Genomic DNA, 17,845 nt, shown 5'->3' with positions numbered 1-17,845 from the left:
AAGCGGGGGTCTTCATGTTCATCATTTTGATTTTTTAAAAGAAGCTTCATATTCTTCTATGATTTTATTTCCACCATTTGATTTCCACTTCTCTACATCTTTCTTAAATTGTTCTTCGTTGATATCACCAAGAATGAACTTATATGTCGCATCATCGATGATTTTCTTCAATTCATTTCCTCGCTCTGATGCTGTTTCTGAATACAGGCTTTCAGCAGGGTTAGCGACAATGATGTTTTTATTGTCTTCTTCTAGCTCTTCATATTTTGTACGAACTGCATCGCCTTTATTTTTCAAGTAACGTTTATCAATCCCTACGAGGCTGACAAGCGGCTGTACATCTGTCTGCCAGCTTTTCACTTGGCTTTCTTCCCTCACAAATGTATTTCCATCTTGTTTGTTATAGTGCTTTCCATCAATCCCATACGTCATGAGACCATACACGTCTTCTTCTGCAATACGGTCAAAGAAAGCCAAAATTCTCTTTAACTCTGCTTCTGATTTGACACTTGTTTTAGGGAAGGCGAAGATGCCATTATGGCCGCCTGATGCCCATACACGTTCTTTGCCATCTGGACCTTTGATTCGGTTGATAATATCCACTTCCATGTTCTTATCTGTTGCATCATCTCTTAAGTTCACTGCATCTACCATATTTCCAACATAGATACCCGCTTTTCCTTGTGAGAACAATTCTTGCTGCTGCGTTTTGCTTGTGACTGGGAAGTCTTTGTTTATATAGCCATTGTCACGCAGCTTTTTCATATATTTCATTGTATTCATATATTCATCTGTCATAAAGTCTGGCGTAAATTTGCCGTTTTCTTCTTTCCAATCTGTTGGCATTCCTTCATAAGAACCGAGCGTTTTAAATGCACCGTAAATCAAATCATTACGGTCTGTAAAACCAATTGTATCGTCCTTGCCATTTTTGTTCGGATCTTTTTCAGTAAATGCCTTGGCTACTTCATAAAGGTCATCCAGCGTTTTTGGTGTATCCAAATTTAAATTTTCAAGCCAATCCTTTCGAATGACAATCCCTTGTCTTGAAAGTGGTCTCTCTCTATAAATGCCATAAAGCTTCCCATCGATAGAGGCATTTTTATTAATCAGTTCGTTCATCTTACTTAAATTTGGATAATCCTTTAAGTATGGACCGATTTCCCAGAACATGCCTGATCTAAACGCATTGATAGCAGATGAATTCTTAATGTCTTGAATCGTCACAATTTGCGGGAGGTTCCCTGCGGCAAGTGCTGAATTTAAACGGTCTTCTTTCACCGCATCAGGTACCCACGTAATATCAAGCTCTGTATTTGTGAGCTTCTCAATCTCTTTTAACACTGACTCTTTCGGCGGCTGCTGATGATACAAAATCGCCATCCATGTCAGCTTCACCTTTTTGTCTAAATCAACCTTTTCATCTGATGAACTTGCCCCTTTACTTGAACAAGCTGACAGAATACCGCTTGCGGCAAATAACAAAACAAAGGCAATCAGCCATAATTTCTTTCTCCCCATAAGATCCCTCCGTTATTCCATCTTTTTAACCCTTTACAGAACCTAGTAATGCCCCTTTGTTGAAATGCTTTTGAATAAATGGATAGACAAGCAGAACGGGAATGGTCGCCACGACGATGACCGCCATTTTAATGGTTTGGTCTGGCGGCGGTGTTGATGAGCCCATATCTGACATATCTCCCTGCATACCGCTTGATACAATGACGATTTGTCTTAACAGGACCTGAATTGGCCATTTCACCGAATCGTTTAAATATAAAATGGCTGTCATGTACGTATTCCAATACGTCACGGCATAAAAAAGTGAAATCGTCGCAATAGCTGGCAAAGAAAGTGGCAGCACGATTTTAAAGAAGATCCCTAAATCGTTACAGCCGTCCATCTTCGCTGATTCTTCAAGGCTAGCCGGTATGTTTTGAAAGAAGTTTTTCAAAATGATCAAATTGAATGCATTGATGGCCACTGGCAGAATGAGTGACCAGTAAGTATCAAGCAGCCCAAGTGTTTTCACGACGATAAACGTCGGAATCATCCCTCCGCTAAACAGCATCGTGAAGACAACGAGAAACATGAGGGTTCTTCGGCCCTTTAGCTCTTGACGAGACAGCCCATACGCCATAAGTGAGGATAAAAACATGCTGACCGCTGTTCCAACGAGTGTCACAAGAATGGATACAATCAGGCTGCGATACACAATATCTGTAGAAAAGATATAGCGATAGGCCTCTAGAGAAAACGTCGTTGGAAACAAAATAAACTTCTTTGAGATGACCTCTTCTACTGTCGCAAAAGAGGCGGCAATGACATGGATGAACGGGAGCACACATATTAATGCGAACATGAGTAGAAAAGAGTAATTAAATACATTGAACAATCGGCCTTTAATAGAACGATCTATGTTCATCACGCCCTTTCTTTGTAAGCGTTATCATTTCGTCTGAACATAAGCTGCAGCCTTTGACGATATCGTGATTAAAATGTAACAAACGGGGGAAGAAAGCGTCTATAATCATCATGACAGACCACAGAGATGATCATGCCATTCGTGCTTTTAGCCTCATCAATGAAAAGAAAAAGATCATGAGCTAATGTCATGATTATGCTCTATGCCTGATCGTTTTCTTTCAGAATTTCTGCCGTATTGACATCAGGCCTGTAGCCTAACTCCTGCTGCGTTGCCTCAGTAGACCAAGGTTTTCCTTCGTTTTCTGATACGGCATAATAAGTCCCAAATGGAACGTCCGTTTCGATGGCGGCCTTGATCATGCTAAAAAGATCTTCATGTGAAAGAAGCGTTCGTTTCGTTCTTTTTTTAGTGTGCAATCCTTCCATCTCATCTGTCACGACAGTTCCAATTCTCAAATTGATGACAGACATACCTGTTTGATCGTGAAACAAACGCCCAAGCTGTTCGGAAGCAAATTTTAAAATGCCATACACATTTTTCGTTGCTGGTACATCATCAGTCGTAATTTCTCGCCCTAGTAAGGAGTGACCATCTTTTTCATAGCGATCTGTCACATGGTTACTGCTTGCAAAAATGACTTTTGGAATGCTTAACCTGGTCGCTGAACGAAACATATTATACGTGCTTATCCAAAACACATCATTCATTTTTGCAAACTCCTTTTCATTCATCACATCATGCGTCATGTCTGTGTTTAAAAGATGAATGATCACATCTGTATCTCTTGGAATGGCTTGAAACAACTCCTCTTCAATTGCCGCATTTGCAAAAATGACTTCTTCTACACATCTTGTTTGATCAATGATGGTCAGGTCATACTCCGAAGAGAGCTCTTTAGTTAATAAACGTCCGATGACACCACATCCGCCAATCATGGTGATTTTTTTCATCTGCTTCCTCCTTCATCTTCTATCGGAGTAGTATGTCCATGCCTTCTATTGATTACAGCCACTTTTTCAAAAAACGTGTAGCCTCGTGGCGCATAGCAGCCGTTTCAAAATGACCTGCATGTAGACCTATAAGCTGATAACGTTCCTTTAAGGAAGCAGCTTGATAGGCTTGACTTAATGTCTGTTGAATTCGTCCAACGCCTTCAGCTGGTGTAAGCTGATCATGCTTTCCAACTAAGCTTAAATGCGGTCTTGGGAAAATCATTTCTTGGATGTCAGCTGCTGTAAAGTGCTTAGCTAAGCTCGGTACATAATAGTAAAAACCGTGTCTATCTAAATGATTTGTTTCAATCAATGTGTGATGATCAACCTGTGCGCAAAGATCCACACACACACTGACCCTCTCATCAAGTGCTGCCGTCCACCATGAAAGAAGGCCGCCCATTGACATCCCAAAAACAGCTAAACGCTCTGGAAGCACATCAGAGCGGGACAGCAAATAATCAATTGCACACATGCTCTCATACAGCATCATGCCCCACATCACTTTTCCTGTTAACAGCATTTCTTTGAAAATTTCACTTTCTGTTCTTCCCCTTCTTTCACCAAATCCCGCATGATCAATCGCCAACACACTATAGCCCTTTGAAGTGAATTCTTTTGCGTATGAAGGCGTTTGCAAATAATGAGCCCCCTTCAATAACTCTTCTTTCCCATCCACATAATTCCCACCATGAGAATGCTGAAACAAGACAACAGGCCTTTTTTTCACTGTATCTTTCGGCTTCACAAAATAAGCCGGAACTTCCTCCACCCCATGAATAGAGAGAATGAGTGTTTCTACTAAGTACGATTCACGTTCCTCAATCTTTAACGTATACGCCTCCACACGATGGCGCTCCGGCATTTCCCCTAATAAACTGAGCAGTTGTTCACGTTTGCTTTCCTTTTCCATTGACGTCACTCCTCATTTTCTTGATCAACTTGTTAAATACGAGATTGATGGAGGAATTACCTTGTTTTCGACAAAATTATGTCCCGGGAAATAAACAACACCCATCGGCTGATACCGATGGGTGCGTTCATTAGTTCGCGACAATATTGACAAGTTTTCCAGGAACCGCAATCACTTTACGGATTGTTTTCCCTTCAAGCTGTTCTTTTATCCGTGCATCACTTTTCGCAAGCTCTTCTAGTTGCTCTTTTGTTGCATCAGCAGGAACCGTTAATTTTGCTTTCACTTTTCCATTTAGCTGTACGACAATTTCCACTTCATCATCGACAAGTTTTGACTCATCATATTGCGGCCATGCTTCATAAGAAATAGACCCTTCATGACCAAGTTTATTCCAAAGCTCTTCCGCTACATGCGGTGCAATCGGAGAAAGAAGTTTCACAAATCCTTCTGCATATTCTTTCGGCAGTGTGTCAGCCTTGTATGCATCGTTGATGAACACCATTAATTGTGAAATCCCAGTATTGAAACGTAAGCCTTCATAATGATCCGTTACCTTCATGACGGTTTCATGGTAGCTGCGCTCTAATGCGCCGCCAGATTGCTCTGTCACTTTATCACTGATGGAGCCATCTTCATTTGTAAACAGACGCCATACACGATCTAGGAAACGACGAGCACCATCAAGACCTGTTTCAGACCAAGCAATCGATGCATCTAAAGGTCCCATGAACATTTCATACAGTCTTAATGTATCTGCACCATGAGATTCTACGATATCATCTGGGTTGACAACATTCCCTTTTGATTTACTCATTTTTTCATTATTTTCACCAAGAATCATTCCTTGGTTGAACAATTTCATGAACGGTTCTTTTGTTGGAACAACACCAATATCATACAAGAATTTATGCCAGAATCGTGCATATAGCAGATGAAGCACAGCATGTTCTGCTCCACCAATATACACATCAACCGGAAGCCATTTCTTCAGCTTTTCAGGAGATGCAAGTTCTTCTGTGTTATGTGGATCAATATAACGTAAGAAGTACCAGCAGCTACCTGCCCATTGTGGCATCGTATTGGTTTCACGGCGTCCTTTTTTACCTGTCACTGGATCGACGACCTCTACCCAATCTTTAATATTCGCTAAAGGTGATTCACCTGTTCCGCTTGGCTTAATCTCCGTCGTCTTAGGCAAAATCAGTGGAAGCTCTTCTTCTGAAACAGCTGAAGATGTTCCGTCCTCCCAATGAATAATTGGAATTGGCTCTCCCCAGTAACGCTGACGGCTGAACAGCCAGTCTCTTAAACGATAAGTGACTTTCTTTTCACCTTTTTGATGTTCTTCCAGCCATGCAATCGCTTTTTCAATTGCTTCTTCTTTCCCTAAGCCGTTTAAGAAATCAGAGTTGATGTGCTTTCCATCACCTGTGTAGGCTTCTTTGTCAATATCTCCACCTTCGACAACCTCTTTGATTGGAAGATCGAATGTTTTGGCGAATTCATAATCACGCTCATCATGAGCAGGAACTGCCATGATCGCTCCAGTGCCATATGTGGCTAACACATAATCTGCAATCCAGATCGGCATCTTTTCCCCATTCAATGGATTGATGGCATAAGCACCTGTGAAAATGCCCGTTTTCGTTTTAGCAAGATCTGTTCGCTCTAAGTCACTCTTAGACTGAATTTCTTTGATATATGCTTCAACTGCTTCTTTTTGAGCAGCTGTTGTAATTTTTTCAACTAGTGCATGCTCTGGTGCAAGAACGGCATATGTTGCACCAAATAGTGTATCAGGACGTGTTGTAAACACAGTAAACTGTTCGTCATGTCCTTCTACTTCGAAGTGAACATGTGCACCTTCAGAACGTCCAATCCAGTTGCGCTGCATATCTTTGATGCTTTCAGGCCAATCAATGTCTTCTAAATCTTCTAACAGCCTGTCCGCATATGCTGTAATTTTTAGCATCCATTGCTTCATTGGACGTCTTTCAACAGGATGCCCTCCGCGCTCACTTTTTCCATCAATGACTTCTTCATTTGCAAGGACTGTACCAAGTGCTGGGCACCAGTTTACAGGTACTTCATCAATATACGCCAATCCTTTTTCGTACAATTTCAAGAAAATCCACTGGGTCCATTTATAATAATTCGGATCTGTCGTGTTAATTTCTCGATCCCAATCATACGAGAAACCTAATGATTGAATTTGGCGGCGGAAATTATTAATGTTCTCTTCTGTAAATTCAGCTGGATCATTTCCTGTATCCAGCGCATATTGTTCCGCTGGAAGACCAAATGCGTCCCATCCCATTGGATGAAGAACATCGTATCCCTGCATACGTTTCATACGTGATAAAATATCCGTTGCTGTGTATCCTTCAGGATGCCCTACATGAAGCCCTGCTCCTGATGGATAAGGAAACATATCTAGCGCATAAAACTTTGGTTTATCTTCCGAGTCAGATGTGGCGAATGTTTTATGTGTCAGCCAATAATCCTGCCACTTTTTTTCAATTTCCCGATGCTGAAAACTCAATGTGAAAACCTCCTTTAATATGTACGGCTTTATCTGCTCAGATGACCACTGCAAGAATTCAGATTTTTCTAAAATCAACAAAAAACCCTCATCCCTGGAAAGGGACGAGAGATTTTTTGGTTCCCGCGGTACCACCCTTGTTAGCGTCATGAACTGTTCATACGCTCACTTAATATCTTTAACGCAGACATGCGACAGAAGCTTTAACGCAACTGCAACTCTGAGGCGAGTTCAGAAGCAGATTTGATTGACTTTCACCAGCCGTCAATTCTCTAAAGACAAATACTGCTTTCCTACTACTCCTCTTCACTGTTCTTATCGTAACCGTCATCTAAGTAGTATTTTATAGAATTATGATCATAAGTGCAAGCAGGTTTGTATACAATGGGAATGTACCCTAGACTAGGGTAAAGTGAGGATATTATTCGTGTGGAGATCGGTTATGACGGTTGGAGCCTGCATCCTGTGAACGTTCTTCTCTCACAAAATCGAAGCTTCGCAGAACTGCTTCTCCTCCGTAACCTGAAATAATGGATAAGATGATCAAGTGCAGACTAGATTCGGGATTTGAGGATAAGACAAGCAGTGTAGCAGCAATCATCCCAACGAGCCAATCTTCAATAAACCCTAGATAAATAAACTTCTTTGTCATTCTGGGCTTCTCTAGCCTGCCTTTTTTCTTTACGTGACCGAGAATGCCCATGACCCCTCCAATGGCGCAAGCAATAATGACTTGTTGCAGCATTTTCATCACCTTCCTAAAGCCCTTAGAATAGTAAAGCGACTTCAGGCTGTCCAGCCCCCTGTAATGCCATTCTGCTGTTCCGTCATAATCCATGTAAAAGGTCTATTCTCTCTAACGAAGAAAAAAAGCTTGTTTCTTCCATTATATGTGAATGACCCAAAAACAATCTTGATGCATTGGAATCATTTTCACCTAATCCATATTAACTATTTTTGTCATTTTATGAATTATTCTCAAATGATCCCTTCTTTTTCTAATGAAAAGTCTCCTTACTTACTCTATTCTAATGGAGGACAAACTATGATGACAAATTTAACAAAGCGATTGCAATCATTGAAACAGAACATATGTTATGTTACGTTTAAAAAGAATTCATTTGGTTTTAAAAAAACCATCTTAAATGTCTGATAGCAGCAGCAAAGGAGGGTAATATGGTCAGCTCGAACATCTTCGGCTTGCAAAAACAGCTTGAACTCATAAAAAAAGCGCTGGATCATGCGCGGATTGGTGTTGTCATTACAGACCCTTCTTTAGAGGATAACCCTATCGTTTATGTGAATCATGGCTTTACACAAATGACTGGATATAAACCAGATGAGATTCTTGGACGTAATTGTCGATTCCTCCAAGGAAAAGACACAAATCAAGAGCAACTTGCCTTAATACGTCACGGAATTCAAAACAAAACACCTATTACCACACAGCTCAAAAATTATAAAAAAGACGGTACTTTTTTTTGGAATGAACTCAATATAGATCCTCTATACATTGAACAAGATGACAAAACATTTTTCATTGGCTTTCAAAAGGATATTACAAAGCAGAAAGAATATGAACAACTCCTAGAAGATTCCTTACAGGAAGTCACCTCTCTGTCGACGCCAATTGTCCCAATCAAAAATGGTGTTTCCGCTCTTCCACTCATCGGAAAATTATCAGAAGAACGCTTTGATGCCATCGTCGCGAAGTTAACTTGTATATTAGAAGATTCAAAGGATGATTATTTAATTGTCGATCTTTCTGGTTTAATTGATGTCGATGATTCCGTTGCAGCGCGAATTTTCAAACTGCATCACCTGCTGAACTTAACTGGAACTGAACTCATCATCACTGGGATCAAACCACAGCTTGCGATGAAAATGAAAGACTTAGATACAGACTTTCAGAATACGATCACTTATTTAACGGTAAAAGAAGCAATCAAAGGATTAGCATTAGCTGAAAACCCTGTTTAAACAGGGTTTTTTTAATTGAACCGCTCCTCGAAATGGAAAAATGAGGTATGATAGGTATAAATAGCGATATAGGGGGGCTGCCAAATGATGATGTTACTCATCATAGGTCTTTTATGTATTTGTTTCGCCATAGGATATGCCGTCAATTTCTTATTACTTAAACACCAAAATCAACAAATCTTTTCAAAAAAACTCTTCTATCCTTTTTTGACCATTGGTCTTGTTTTTTCTATTATGTCATTACCGTTTGCCGGCACAGGTGCTCCGAAAGCACAAGCAGATCCATCTTCTGAACAGCTGCTGAAAGAGCAAAAACAATTAGCATCTGACATCTCTCGTCTGAAGGAAGACAAAGAAACGCTGACGGCCTCTTTAGAAGACGTGACCAAAGAAAAAGAAAAGCTATCCAAGAAATTAGAAAACATCACCTCCGAAAAGAAGACAGTCAAACAGCAAGAAAAAACCATCCATGAGCTTGAAGAGAAAATAGACAAGCTCACCTCTACAAACGAAACACTCAAAAAAGAACACCAGAAAGTAAACAAAGACACCACGTCATCGGCCCAGCGATCTGCTCCTAAAGATGATGGGTCGAATACTGGCGGTCATGAGTCACAAAAAGAAACAAAAAAAGAATCTGCCGCCTGTAATATTAAAGGAAGTGTCAACGGCATATATCACACACCGAGCAGCAGATACTACTCACGGACAAAAAACGTGACCAAAATGTTCTGCTCCGTAGAAGAAGCTGAGCGTGCAGGGTACCGGGCACCAAAGCAATAGACATCTTTTGACGATAAAAAAACCTCCTGTCAGCCCAATATAGGTACAGGAGGTTCTTCTTTAAATTTCTCTTCTTAATGCTGTTAATACATTCGTTTTTGTCGCCTTACGTGCTGGATTGAGTCCAGAAATAATGGCGACTCCTGCACTAATCACTGTTGCTGTGACCACAAGGCTTAGCGGAATATAGGAGAAGGTGATCGAGAATTGATCACTGGATCCCCCTTCAGACATGGAAGACAAAATCGCTGGAATGATTAAATTCACTGCAAAACTAACGATGTACGAGATGATGATCCCGATGATCGATCCAATCACCCCAATATAAGCACTTTCCATGAGGAACATTCGCTTAATAATGGAAGGATTCGCACCGATGGCTTTCATGATCCCAATCTCTTGTGTCCGCTCTGTTACAGCCATTGTCATCGTATTGAAAATGCCGATCGCCGAAATAATCACCGCAATACATCCAACAAAGATGAGTCCAATTTTAAAGACTGTAAAGAACATATCCATTCCTTCAAGCTGATTCGTCACAGAGATGACTTGATAGCCGTCATCTGTCAGCTTATCCGTGAGCGCACCGACATTGTCGAACTTATCAGCATAGACAGACGTCATTTTTTCGACATTTCCTGCATCAGGAGACAGATCGAGCACTTGACTAAATTCTTTTTCATAAGCATTCGGAATAAGAATTTTATGATCCTGCTGCCACTCCAAATTCGGTTTCTTCAATACACCGACGACACGGAAATCGAACGTCTTTTCTTTCACCACTTCATTTTTTTCATTAAATTTTGGTACCTTGATTTGAATGACTTTGTTTAAAATTTCCTTCGTATAGCCTTTTGGCTCTTCCGGTGTCTCTTCACCATTTGATATCTGATTCATTTCTTTTTCATAGTCTTTTCGTTCTTTTTCCGTCCAAAGTTGTTCTGCCATATGATACCCAACTACAATTTCATTCGCCGATGTTGGGACTTTTCCACGGTCTAGTTCAAGGCCTGCCTCTTTTTCTTCTTTCATATCTGTCAGTACAGCCTGCGTATCACCTGAGCGATTATCGAGCTCGACGTGAACCGATGGAATGATTGACGTTCTTGCAACGACAGATTTCGCATGATCATATTTCTTTAAATCGTCGACCTTGACGTCACCTTTTTCTTTGCCTAACACTTTAATTTCTGTGATAATTTGTTGTTTCATGATTTCATCTTGAGCGGATTTTTGCAGACCAAAACCAACCGACGCTAGAACGATTAAGAAAGAGCATGCCATTGTCGTTGCAAGTATGGTCATAAACACACGCAATCGATTTTTCTTCATATTTCTTCTGATGAATTTGACCTGATCTCTAAATTTCAATGGACTGATCCCCTTTCTTTAATACACCATCATGAAGCTGGAACGTTGTGTCTGCGATTGAAGCGACTTCATCGTCATGTGTAATGATGACAAATGTAATTCCTTTTTCACGATTGAGCTGCTGGATAAAGGCTAGAATTTCTCCTTCAGTTTCTGAATCCAGACTGCCTGTTGGTTCATCTGCTAAAATAATAGACGGATTAAGGATCAAGGCTCTTGCAATACTCACACGCTGCTGCTGTCCACCTGATAGTTCATTAGGATAATGTCCTGCGTGATGTTCAAGACCAACTCGTTTCAGCATTTCCTTTACTTTCACTTTTCGCTCAGACGGCTTCACACCTTTTAAAGTGAGCGGAAGTTCAACGTTCTCATATGTTGTTAAACTCCCGATCAATTGAAAGCTTTGAAAGATAAAGCCAAAATGATCTAACCGAAAGTCTGCCCATTCTTTCTCATTAAAACCGGTCACATTGGTGCCATCAACCATAATTTGTCCGCTTGTTGGCGTAATATATCCCGAAATTAAATTCAGTAAAGTGGATTTCCCCGAACCGCTTCGTCCGACGATACATGCAATTTCGCCTCTTTTAATAGACAAGTCAATGTCTTTGAGCACAGGAATCTCGTTCTCCCTGCCCTTTTTCCCAATTTTAAACACATGATCTAACGATTGAATTTGAATCATCTCTACTCCCCTGCTCTCTGTTTATCTTTTTCGATAGATTAAGAAATAACTCGTCAGTGCGCCTACAGCTCCACCGATGCACATGCCAGCAATATAACCAAAAATGGAGTTGTCTGAAGAAAATCCAACCCAGCCAAATCCTAGAACACCGAAGGCAATGACCAATATCTGAATGGGCCTATCCATTTTGGGGTAAACAAAGAATCGTCCATTTCGTTCAACTGGATGTTTAATAAAACTGAATAAACCAATGAGATAAAATACGATTAGCATCACAATGGGCACGATAAATTCTACACCTGTAAACCAAATTGGATTTTCAACTAAATTACGAAATTGAAAACGGTCTGTTATATAAGTAATTGGAGCAATGGGCATAATAAAGTAGTCATAACTGACATCAACCCAACTTCTATCCGTTTTTAATAAATAGTCTAAATGAAACATCGGAAGCCAAATTAATAAATAAGGTAAAATTGATGTACTGAATGTAACAATGGCTTGACTAATTGCGCTTCCTGTTAAAGCACCTGCTGCAAGACACAAACTATAAAACATTAAGGTGGACACAAGTGCAATCAAATAACCACTGTTAAACGCAATCGTCTCTTGTGGTTGAATGCATAAAATGAGTATATAAGTAAAGACATATGACAATACATGAACGAGCGTGATAATTCCGGCACCTAGGAAAAACTTTGTGTGATAAATGGTCGTTCTGCTAAACGGCAAAGATAAAGTAAAATCAATTTGCCCTTTATTTCTTTCAAAACCCAACTGGGTAATTGCAAAAATTAAACTCATCGTCCATGAAAGGATGATAAAAATATCAGAACCGAAATCATAATAAAAGTAATTATCGAGTGGAGTACAAGTCGGATCGTTTAAACAAGTTTGAAAGGATGAGTATTCCATTAAAAAGGATAATGGCGTCGCAAAGATCGCAACAAGCATCACTAAAATGAATGTCAGCTCAGACTGCTTCCATTCCTTATATAACAATTGCCGCTTTACCATCTGCGTTTCCCTCCAAACTTCGCAATGAATACTTCTTCTAAATTTACAGGCAGTTCATGCCAGACTTTTGGTTCAAGCGATTTCAAATACTCTTTTGCTTCTTCATCTGTTTTGAGTACAAGTGCTGTATAGAACACACCCGCTTGATCTAAAATGGCAACGCCTTTTTTTCTAATACTTAAGTTCATATCCTCTTCAAATGCCATCTGGATTTTAACGTAGTCATTCTTTAATTCGTCTAAATCCATAACACTTGTGAGCTGATTTCCTTCCAAAAACCCGATTCGGTTACACATACGCTCAATATCCTCTAAACGGTGAGATGTAATTAAAATCGTTGTTTGTCGTTCTGCCACCTCGTCAATCATCAGCTGAAGAACGTCATTTCTTGTGACTGCATCAATCCCGTCTGTCGGCTCATCTAACAAAATGACTGCTGGTTTGATGGCAAAACTTAAAATGAGGGACAGCTGCTTCTTTAAACCTGTCGACAATTCACGGTATTTCACTTTTTCCGGAATCTCATACCGGTTCACAAGCTCATTGGCATATGTCACGTCAAACTTTGGATACAGTTGTTTTAACAGCTTCACAAGCTGTCCATAATTGTACCGGTCAAAGTAGGGATTTACGACTGGCATATACACAATATTTTGCTTCACTAACGGGTGGTCTTTTACGAGTACATCTTTAAAATAAATCTCTCCTTCATCTGGAAGAAGGATTTGCTGAATCAAGCGAAGAAGTGTTGTTTTACCAGAGCCATTCCGGCCAAGCAGACCAAAGATCTCTCCTTCGCCTATCTTGAAGGAAACGTTGCTGAGTACTTCACGTCCATTTAATTTCTTTGATACATTTCTGACCTCAATCAACTTGTTTTCCTCCTTTTAGACTTGAGCTGATCTCCTCCAGCCACTCTTTGAGTTGATGAATATCAATACCGGCATAATGAGCTTCAATAATGAGTTGCCTTAATTGCTCCTTCATCTCTAACACCTTCCCTTCATTCAGCTTTAACTGTGCACCTTCTGTCACATACGTTCCACGGCCTCTTAATGTTTCAATAATTCCTTCCCGTTCAAGCTCTTTATACGCTTTGCTGACGGTGTTTGGATTCGCAATAATAATGGTGGCAAGCTCTCTCACAGAGGGCAGTTTGTCACCTGGTTTCATCACGCCTTTTAAGCACAAAATTTTTAACTGCTCAATGATTTGTTCATATATTGGTGCAGCGCTTCTTGGATCTATTTGAATCATGATGGCTCCCTCTTTTCTCATTCATGCTTTTGCAGTCCTATCGCTTGATCATGTCCTTGCATTAAAGGGACCGAATTTGGAATAAAATCTTTTTGAACTTCAAAACCAATGAAAACGAGAACGAAAAAAAATGTACATGCTAACGCAACAGCCAGCACCATCCACTTTAAATTGATTGGTTTTTTTTCTTTTTTCATGGTTAAACACCTTTCTTCACGTTTAAGTGTCTATAGTGTATTAGTTGATGTAGTACACCTAATACAATATAGACACTTAATTGAAAAGTCAAGAGACTTTAGAAAAAAATTGGCAGACGAACCAGATAAAATGACGAAGCTACTTAAAAGCTTTCGGAAGCTAGGTTTGCTTCTGGTTTAGGGTGTTCAACACGTTAATAACTTTCATAATCGCCTGAAAAAGTGCATAATAAAAGACCCCGAATATTGAGGTCTCTACAATGTTTTAATTAGATACTATTACTTTGTTTTTGGACTTGCTTTTGAACAGGATTAGCACCCACCATACTAATAAAAATATATAGCCTATAACTGTAAAGATAGACCAAACTGCACCCTGTCGCAATTGACTAAATAAGTGTTCAAATTCATTCATTCCTTCTACTCTACCAATGCTATTTATCAGGCTAATCATCGGAATTGTAACAGTAAATCCAATGGTTAGAATGGACAATCCCCTATGTTTATTTTTCACAACACTGAATATTGCGGTTCCTAATGTTGCTAAGAAAAACAAGTAATATAATGCCCAAAACCAATCAGGAAGAGTCTCCAACATTTCTTCTACCCCCTTGAAGATATTTGCAATTTCTATATATAACATACTTTAACAGAACAAAAACCTATTACAAATATATATCCAAAAACAACAATCTTTGCGAAAACAGCCAAAAAATAAAAACAGACCCTTAAAAGAAGGATCTGTTCATCATTCGTTCTCGTATGAAATACCTAAAATCATTTGGTTTTGCAGACTTTGAATTTGTACACGCGTTCTGTCTAAACGTTCTCTTTGCTGATCATTGGCGACATCTTTTAACTTTTCTAATTCATTCACCGCATCCTCAAGCATGAGCTGTGCTTTTGAAAATTCTTCTTCGTTATAATGTTCTTGGCGAGAGCTCAAATCAAACTGTTCGCTTGCAAACTCGAGAGTCTCAGTGCTTTTTTGGACAAATTCGTCGATTGATTTTCTTGTTGCCATCTTGCCATTCCTCCATTTCATCATCGTTCTCGCCTATTTTGCCCACGTAAAGCTTTTTCACTAAAGAAAATGTTGGACAGATTCAATTGTCCTCTTTCGTGATTTTTGTTAAACTTTAAGGATGCCTATTATTATGCAAGGAGGTTACTGACTTGGATCAGCATAACCCTTTTTTATATTCAAACAGCGAAAAACGTTATCACACATGGAATTATCATTTGCGTGAGCACTTTGGTCATAAAGTATTTAAAGTCGCATTAGACGGCGGCTTTGATTGTCCAAACCGTGATGGTACTGTCGCACATGGAGGCTGCACATTTTGCAGCGCAGCAGGATCTGGTGATTTTGCAGGGAACCGGGCGGATGATCTCATCACTCAATTTAATGAAATCAAGGACCGGATGCATACAAAATGGAAAGATGGAAAATACATGGCGTATTTCCAAGCTTACACAAACACACATGCGCCGCTGCCTGTTTTAAAAGAAAAATACGAAACCGTTATGAATCTGGATGGAGTGGTTGGTTTATCGATTGCCACAAGACCTGATTGTCTGCCAGATGACGTGGTGGAATATTTAGCTGAGTTAAACGAACGGACGTATCTATGGGTTGAACTTGGTCTACAAACTGTACATGAGCGGACAGCGATGCTCATCAACCGTGCTCATGATTATGAATGCTACGTAGAAGGTGTAGAAAAACTGCGAAAACATGGCATTCGAGTCTGTTCACATATCATCAACGGTCTTCCTCTTGAAAACCGAGATATGATGATGGAAACAGCAAAAGCTGTCGCTGATTTAGATGTACAAGGAATTAAAATTCATCTGCTTCACCTGTTAAAAGGAACACCGATGGTGAAGCAATATGAGAAAGGCAAACTAGAATTTCTCAGCCAAGAGGAATATGTTCAGCTTGTCTGTGACCAGCTGGAGATCCTGCCGCCAGAAATGATTATTCATCGTATTACAGGCGATGGTCCCATTGAATTAATGGTAGGCCCAATGTGGAGTGTGAATAAATGGGAAGTGCTCAATGCCATAAATGCTGAGCTTGAAAGACGTAACAGTTACCAAGGCAAACGCTTCGTCAGATTGGAAGAAGTGGCAAAATGATTTTAAAACGGATGCTCCCTTTTAGTAAAGAGCTGTTAGAACGTGCTTGCCAAAAAGGCGATATTGTCATTGATGCAACGATGGGAAATGGCCATGATACACGCTATTTAGCTGACCTTGTCGGGAAGAATGGACAAGTTTTCGCATTCGATGTACAGAAGGAAGCCATCGAGCAAACAAGCAAAAGACTTGGTGAGCACTACCCTTACGTTCACCTTATCCATGACGGACATGAACAACTTGCTGAGCATCTGCCAGCCGAAGCTTATGGTCACATATCTGGTGCAGTGTTCAATCTTGGGTACTTACCAGGAGGCGATAAAACCGTCACAACTCATGCCCATACGACCATTGAAGCGATCAAACAGCTCATGGACTGGCTAAAACCTGGTGGTCTGATCGTTCTTGTGATTTACCACGGTCATCCCGAAGGAAAAAAAGAGAAGGACATCCTTCTTGATTATTGCAAAACACTCCATCACGAAGAAGTACAGGTGATCTCTTATCAATACATGAATATTCAAAACGATCCGCCCTTCGTGGTAGCCATCGAAAAAAAACTCAAATCCTCTTAATGGATTTGAGTTTTTTTATTTAATAAGCGTATTGGTCAATGATTTCTTCAAGCACTACTTCCAGCTCTTCTACATCTGCAAGCTCTGATTGAGTAAAGCGGACACGTACAAGCTGTTCTCCGTCATTATACATTTCTTCCAGCCAGCCACGCAGCCCTCTTGCTCTACGGTCGACTTCAAAAATGATATCTAACCCCTCTTCATCAATGAAGAAAATCACCTCTAACTCATCAAGCATTTGACGATAATAGTCGGAAGTCGGTATGAACTCAAATTCTTGAACAAAGGGAAGGCGGCGCCTAAAATAAGGTGCTTCTTCGCAGTCTGCTTCATGAAGGTGAAAGCCTAAGTTTCCAACAGCTTCAAGCACACGATTCACCCAAGGGTGTGCGTTTACAAAAATGCGGTCATGATCAAATTTATCAATACCACCTTGAATATCAAGGTCTGTCACAACAGCAACCTCTACTTTACCTACAGTCATTGGTGTATCAAGAGGAAGGTGAAACGAGAATGTAAACTGCTGAGCTTCCCCAGGCTGAATCGTGAATGATTCAGTCACTCGGACAGAATGGATGGTTGTGTGTTTTCGTTGCTCTTCATCATCTTTTACAATGGTGTACCATGTTTTCAACTTTAAATCAATATAGCGGATATCTTGAGGCACTTTTCCGCCCTTCACATGGACTGTTCCCTTTACTTCTTCTCCCGGTTCATACGCATCTTTCTCCAAAATTGTATCCACTTTTGCTGCACCGATTCCTACACTTGCTGCAAACTTTTTAAAAAATGACATATTCGACCTTCCCCTTTTTTAAGTTTTTCAACAAATATACGTCATAAGGAGTAGATACGATTCATTCAATCCATACTTTTCTCCTATTTTTCGTACACTAAGAATATTATCGGCAGCAAATAAGAGGATTGTAATGAAAAAAGAGGATACGTCTGATCATG

General features: G+C 40.1%; 19 protein-coding genes and 1 other annotated feature. Of the genes, 4 read left to right on the top strand and 15 right to left on the bottom strand.

Annotation, left to right across the window (positions count from 1 at the left end):
- Window positions 1–21: 21 nt before the first annotated feature.
- The 6 genes from ASG46_RS17895 to ASG46_RS17870 all read right to left on the bottom strand — a co-directional run bounded on the left by ASG46_RS17895 (window position 22) and on the right by ASG46_RS17870 (window position 7,629).
- Complete coding sequence (locus tag ASG46_RS17895) at window positions 22–1,521, bottom strand: extracellular solute-binding protein (RefSeq protein ID WP_056705449.1); 1,500 nt, start codon at window positions 1,519–1,521, stop codon at window positions 22–24.
- A 25-nt stretch (window positions 1,522–1,546) separates the two neighbouring features.
- The gene (locus ASG46_RS17890; protein WP_098680761.1) at window positions 1,547–2,407 is read right to left on the bottom strand and encodes a carbohydrate ABC transporter permease; all 861 of its coding nucleotides are present in this window, start codon (window positions 2,405–2,407) and stop codon (window positions 1,547–1,549) included.
- A 218-nt stretch (window positions 2,408–2,625) separates the two neighbouring features.
- Complete coding sequence (locus ASG46_RS17885) at window positions 2,626–3,378, bottom strand: NAD-dependent epimerase/dehydratase family protein (protein WP_056705446.1); 753 nt, start codon at window positions 3,376–3,378, stop codon at window positions 2,626–2,628.
- 52 nt (window positions 3,379–3,430) lie between these two features.
- Window positions 3,431–4,333: a dienelactone hydrolase family protein gene (locus ASG46_RS17880; protein WP_056705443.1), complete on the bottom strand. Its 903-nt coding sequence runs from the start codon at window positions 4,331–4,333 to the stop codon at window positions 3,431–3,433.
- Between the two features lie 130 nt (window positions 4,334–4,463).
- A complete protein-coding gene (leuS, locus tag ASG46_RS17875; RefSeq protein WP_056705439.1) occupies window positions 4,464–6,878 on the bottom strand; it encodes a leucine--tRNA ligase in 2,415 nt (804 codons plus the stop codon).
- Between the two features lie 97 nt (window positions 6,879–6,975).
- Window positions 6,976–7,197, bottom strand: a binding site (T-box leader).
- 102 nt (window positions 7,198–7,299) lie between these two features.
- The gene (locus tag ASG46_RS17870) at window positions 7,300–7,629 is read right to left on the bottom strand and encodes a DUF4257 domain-containing protein (RefSeq protein ID WP_008343006.1); all 330 of its coding nucleotides are present in this window, start codon (window positions 7,627–7,629) and stop codon (window positions 7,300–7,302) included.
- 425 nt (window positions 7,630–8,054) lie between these two features.
- Here ASG46_RS17870 and ASG46_RS17865 point away from each other — a divergent pair, with 425 nt between their 5' ends.
- Both ASG46_RS17865 and ASG46_RS17860 read left to right on the top strand, forming a co-directional pair.
- Entirely contained in the window at window positions 8,055–8,858 is an 804-nt protein-coding gene (locus ASG46_RS17865) for a PAS domain-containing protein (protein WP_041507632.1), read from the top strand.
- Between the two features lie 84 nt (window positions 8,859–8,942).
- Entirely contained in the window at window positions 8,943–9,641 is a 699-nt protein-coding gene (locus ASG46_RS17860) for a sunset domain-containing protein (RefSeq protein WP_045034181.1), read from the top strand.
- A gap of 60 nt (window positions 9,642–9,701) precedes the next feature.
- Here ASG46_RS17860 and ASG46_RS17855 read toward each other — a convergent pair whose 3' ends face one another.
- The 8 genes from ASG46_RS17855 to ASG46_RS17820 form a co-directional block, all read right to left on the bottom strand.
- Window positions 9,702–11,012, bottom strand: a complete 1,311-nt coding sequence (locus tag ASG46_RS17855) for an ABC transporter permease (protein ID WP_045034182.1) — start codon at window positions 11,010–11,012, stop codon at window positions 9,702–9,704.
- Window positions 11,002–11,700: an ABC transporter ATP-binding protein gene (locus tag ASG46_RS17850; RefSeq protein WP_007501890.1), complete on the bottom strand. Its 699-nt coding sequence runs from the start codon at window positions 11,698–11,700 to the stop codon at window positions 11,002–11,004. Before ASG46_RS17850 ends, ASG46_RS17855 begins: the two co-directional genes overlap by 11 nt.
- Before the next feature lie 21 nt (window positions 11,701–11,721).
- Window positions 11,722–12,717: an ABC-2 transporter permease gene (locus ASG46_RS17845; protein ID WP_045034183.1), complete on the bottom strand. Its 996-nt coding sequence runs from the start codon at window positions 12,715–12,717 to the stop codon at window positions 11,722–11,724.
- Complete coding sequence (locus tag ASG46_RS17840; RefSeq protein WP_007501894.1) at window positions 12,711–13,589, bottom strand: ATP-binding cassette domain-containing protein; 879 nt, start codon at window positions 13,587–13,589, stop codon at window positions 12,711–12,713. The genes ASG46_RS17845 and ASG46_RS17840 overlap by 7 nt, the downstream gene beginning before the upstream one ends.
- On the bottom strand, window positions 13,582–13,974 hold the full coding sequence (locus tag ASG46_RS17835) for a GntR family transcriptional regulator (RefSeq protein WP_024719312.1): 393 nt from the start codon (window positions 13,972–13,974) through the stop codon (window positions 13,582–13,584). The genes ASG46_RS17840 and ASG46_RS17835 overlap by 8 nt, the downstream gene beginning before the upstream one ends.
- A 17-nt stretch (window positions 13,975–13,991) precedes the next feature.
- Entirely contained in the window at window positions 13,992–14,171 is a 180-nt protein-coding gene (locus tag ASG46_RS17830; RefSeq protein ID WP_008342991.1) for a hypothetical protein, read from the bottom strand.
- A 265-nt stretch (window positions 14,172–14,436) separates the two neighbouring features.
- A complete protein-coding gene (locus ASG46_RS17825) occupies window positions 14,437–14,769 on the bottom strand; it encodes a hypothetical protein (protein WP_056705436.1) in 333 nt (110 codons plus the stop codon).
- A 150-nt stretch (window positions 14,770–14,919) separates the two neighbouring features.
- Complete coding sequence (locus ASG46_RS17820; RefSeq protein WP_019743687.1) at window positions 14,920–15,195, bottom strand: YtzC family protein; 276 nt, start codon at window positions 15,193–15,195, stop codon at window positions 14,920–14,922.
- A 152-nt stretch (window positions 15,196–15,347) separates the two neighbouring features.
- On the opposite strand from ASG46_RS17820, the gene ASG46_RS17815 reads away from it, so the two are divergent.
- Together ASG46_RS17815 and ASG46_RS17810 are read left to right on the top strand one after the other, a co-directional pair.
- Window positions 15,348–16,313, top strand: coding sequence for a TIGR01212 family radical SAM protein (locus ASG46_RS17815; protein ID WP_056705431.1), 966 nt, complete (start codon window positions 15,348–15,350; stop codon window positions 16,311–16,313).
- Complete coding sequence (locus ASG46_RS17810; RefSeq protein ID WP_056705428.1) at window positions 16,310–16,888, top strand: tRNA (mnm(5)s(2)U34)-methyltransferase; 579 nt, start codon at window positions 16,310–16,312, stop codon at window positions 16,886–16,888. Before ASG46_RS17815 ends, ASG46_RS17810 begins: the two co-directional genes overlap by 4 nt.
- Before the next feature lie 19 nt (window positions 16,889–16,907).
- Here ASG46_RS17810 and ASG46_RS17805 read toward each other — a convergent pair whose 3' ends face one another.
- Complete coding sequence (locus ASG46_RS17805) at window positions 16,908–17,684, bottom strand: sporulation protein (protein ID WP_035702113.1); 777 nt, start codon at window positions 17,682–17,684, stop codon at window positions 16,908–16,910.
- Between the last annotated feature and the right edge of the window lie 161 nt (window positions 17,685–17,845).

The organism is Bacillus sp. Leaf49, from assembly GCF_001426125.1.
In the GTDB taxonomy this organism is placed as follows: Bacteria; Bacillota; Bacilli; order Bacillales; family Bacillaceae; genus Bacillus; species Bacillus altitudinis.
This window is presented reverse-complemented; position numbering and strand designations above follow the sequence as displayed.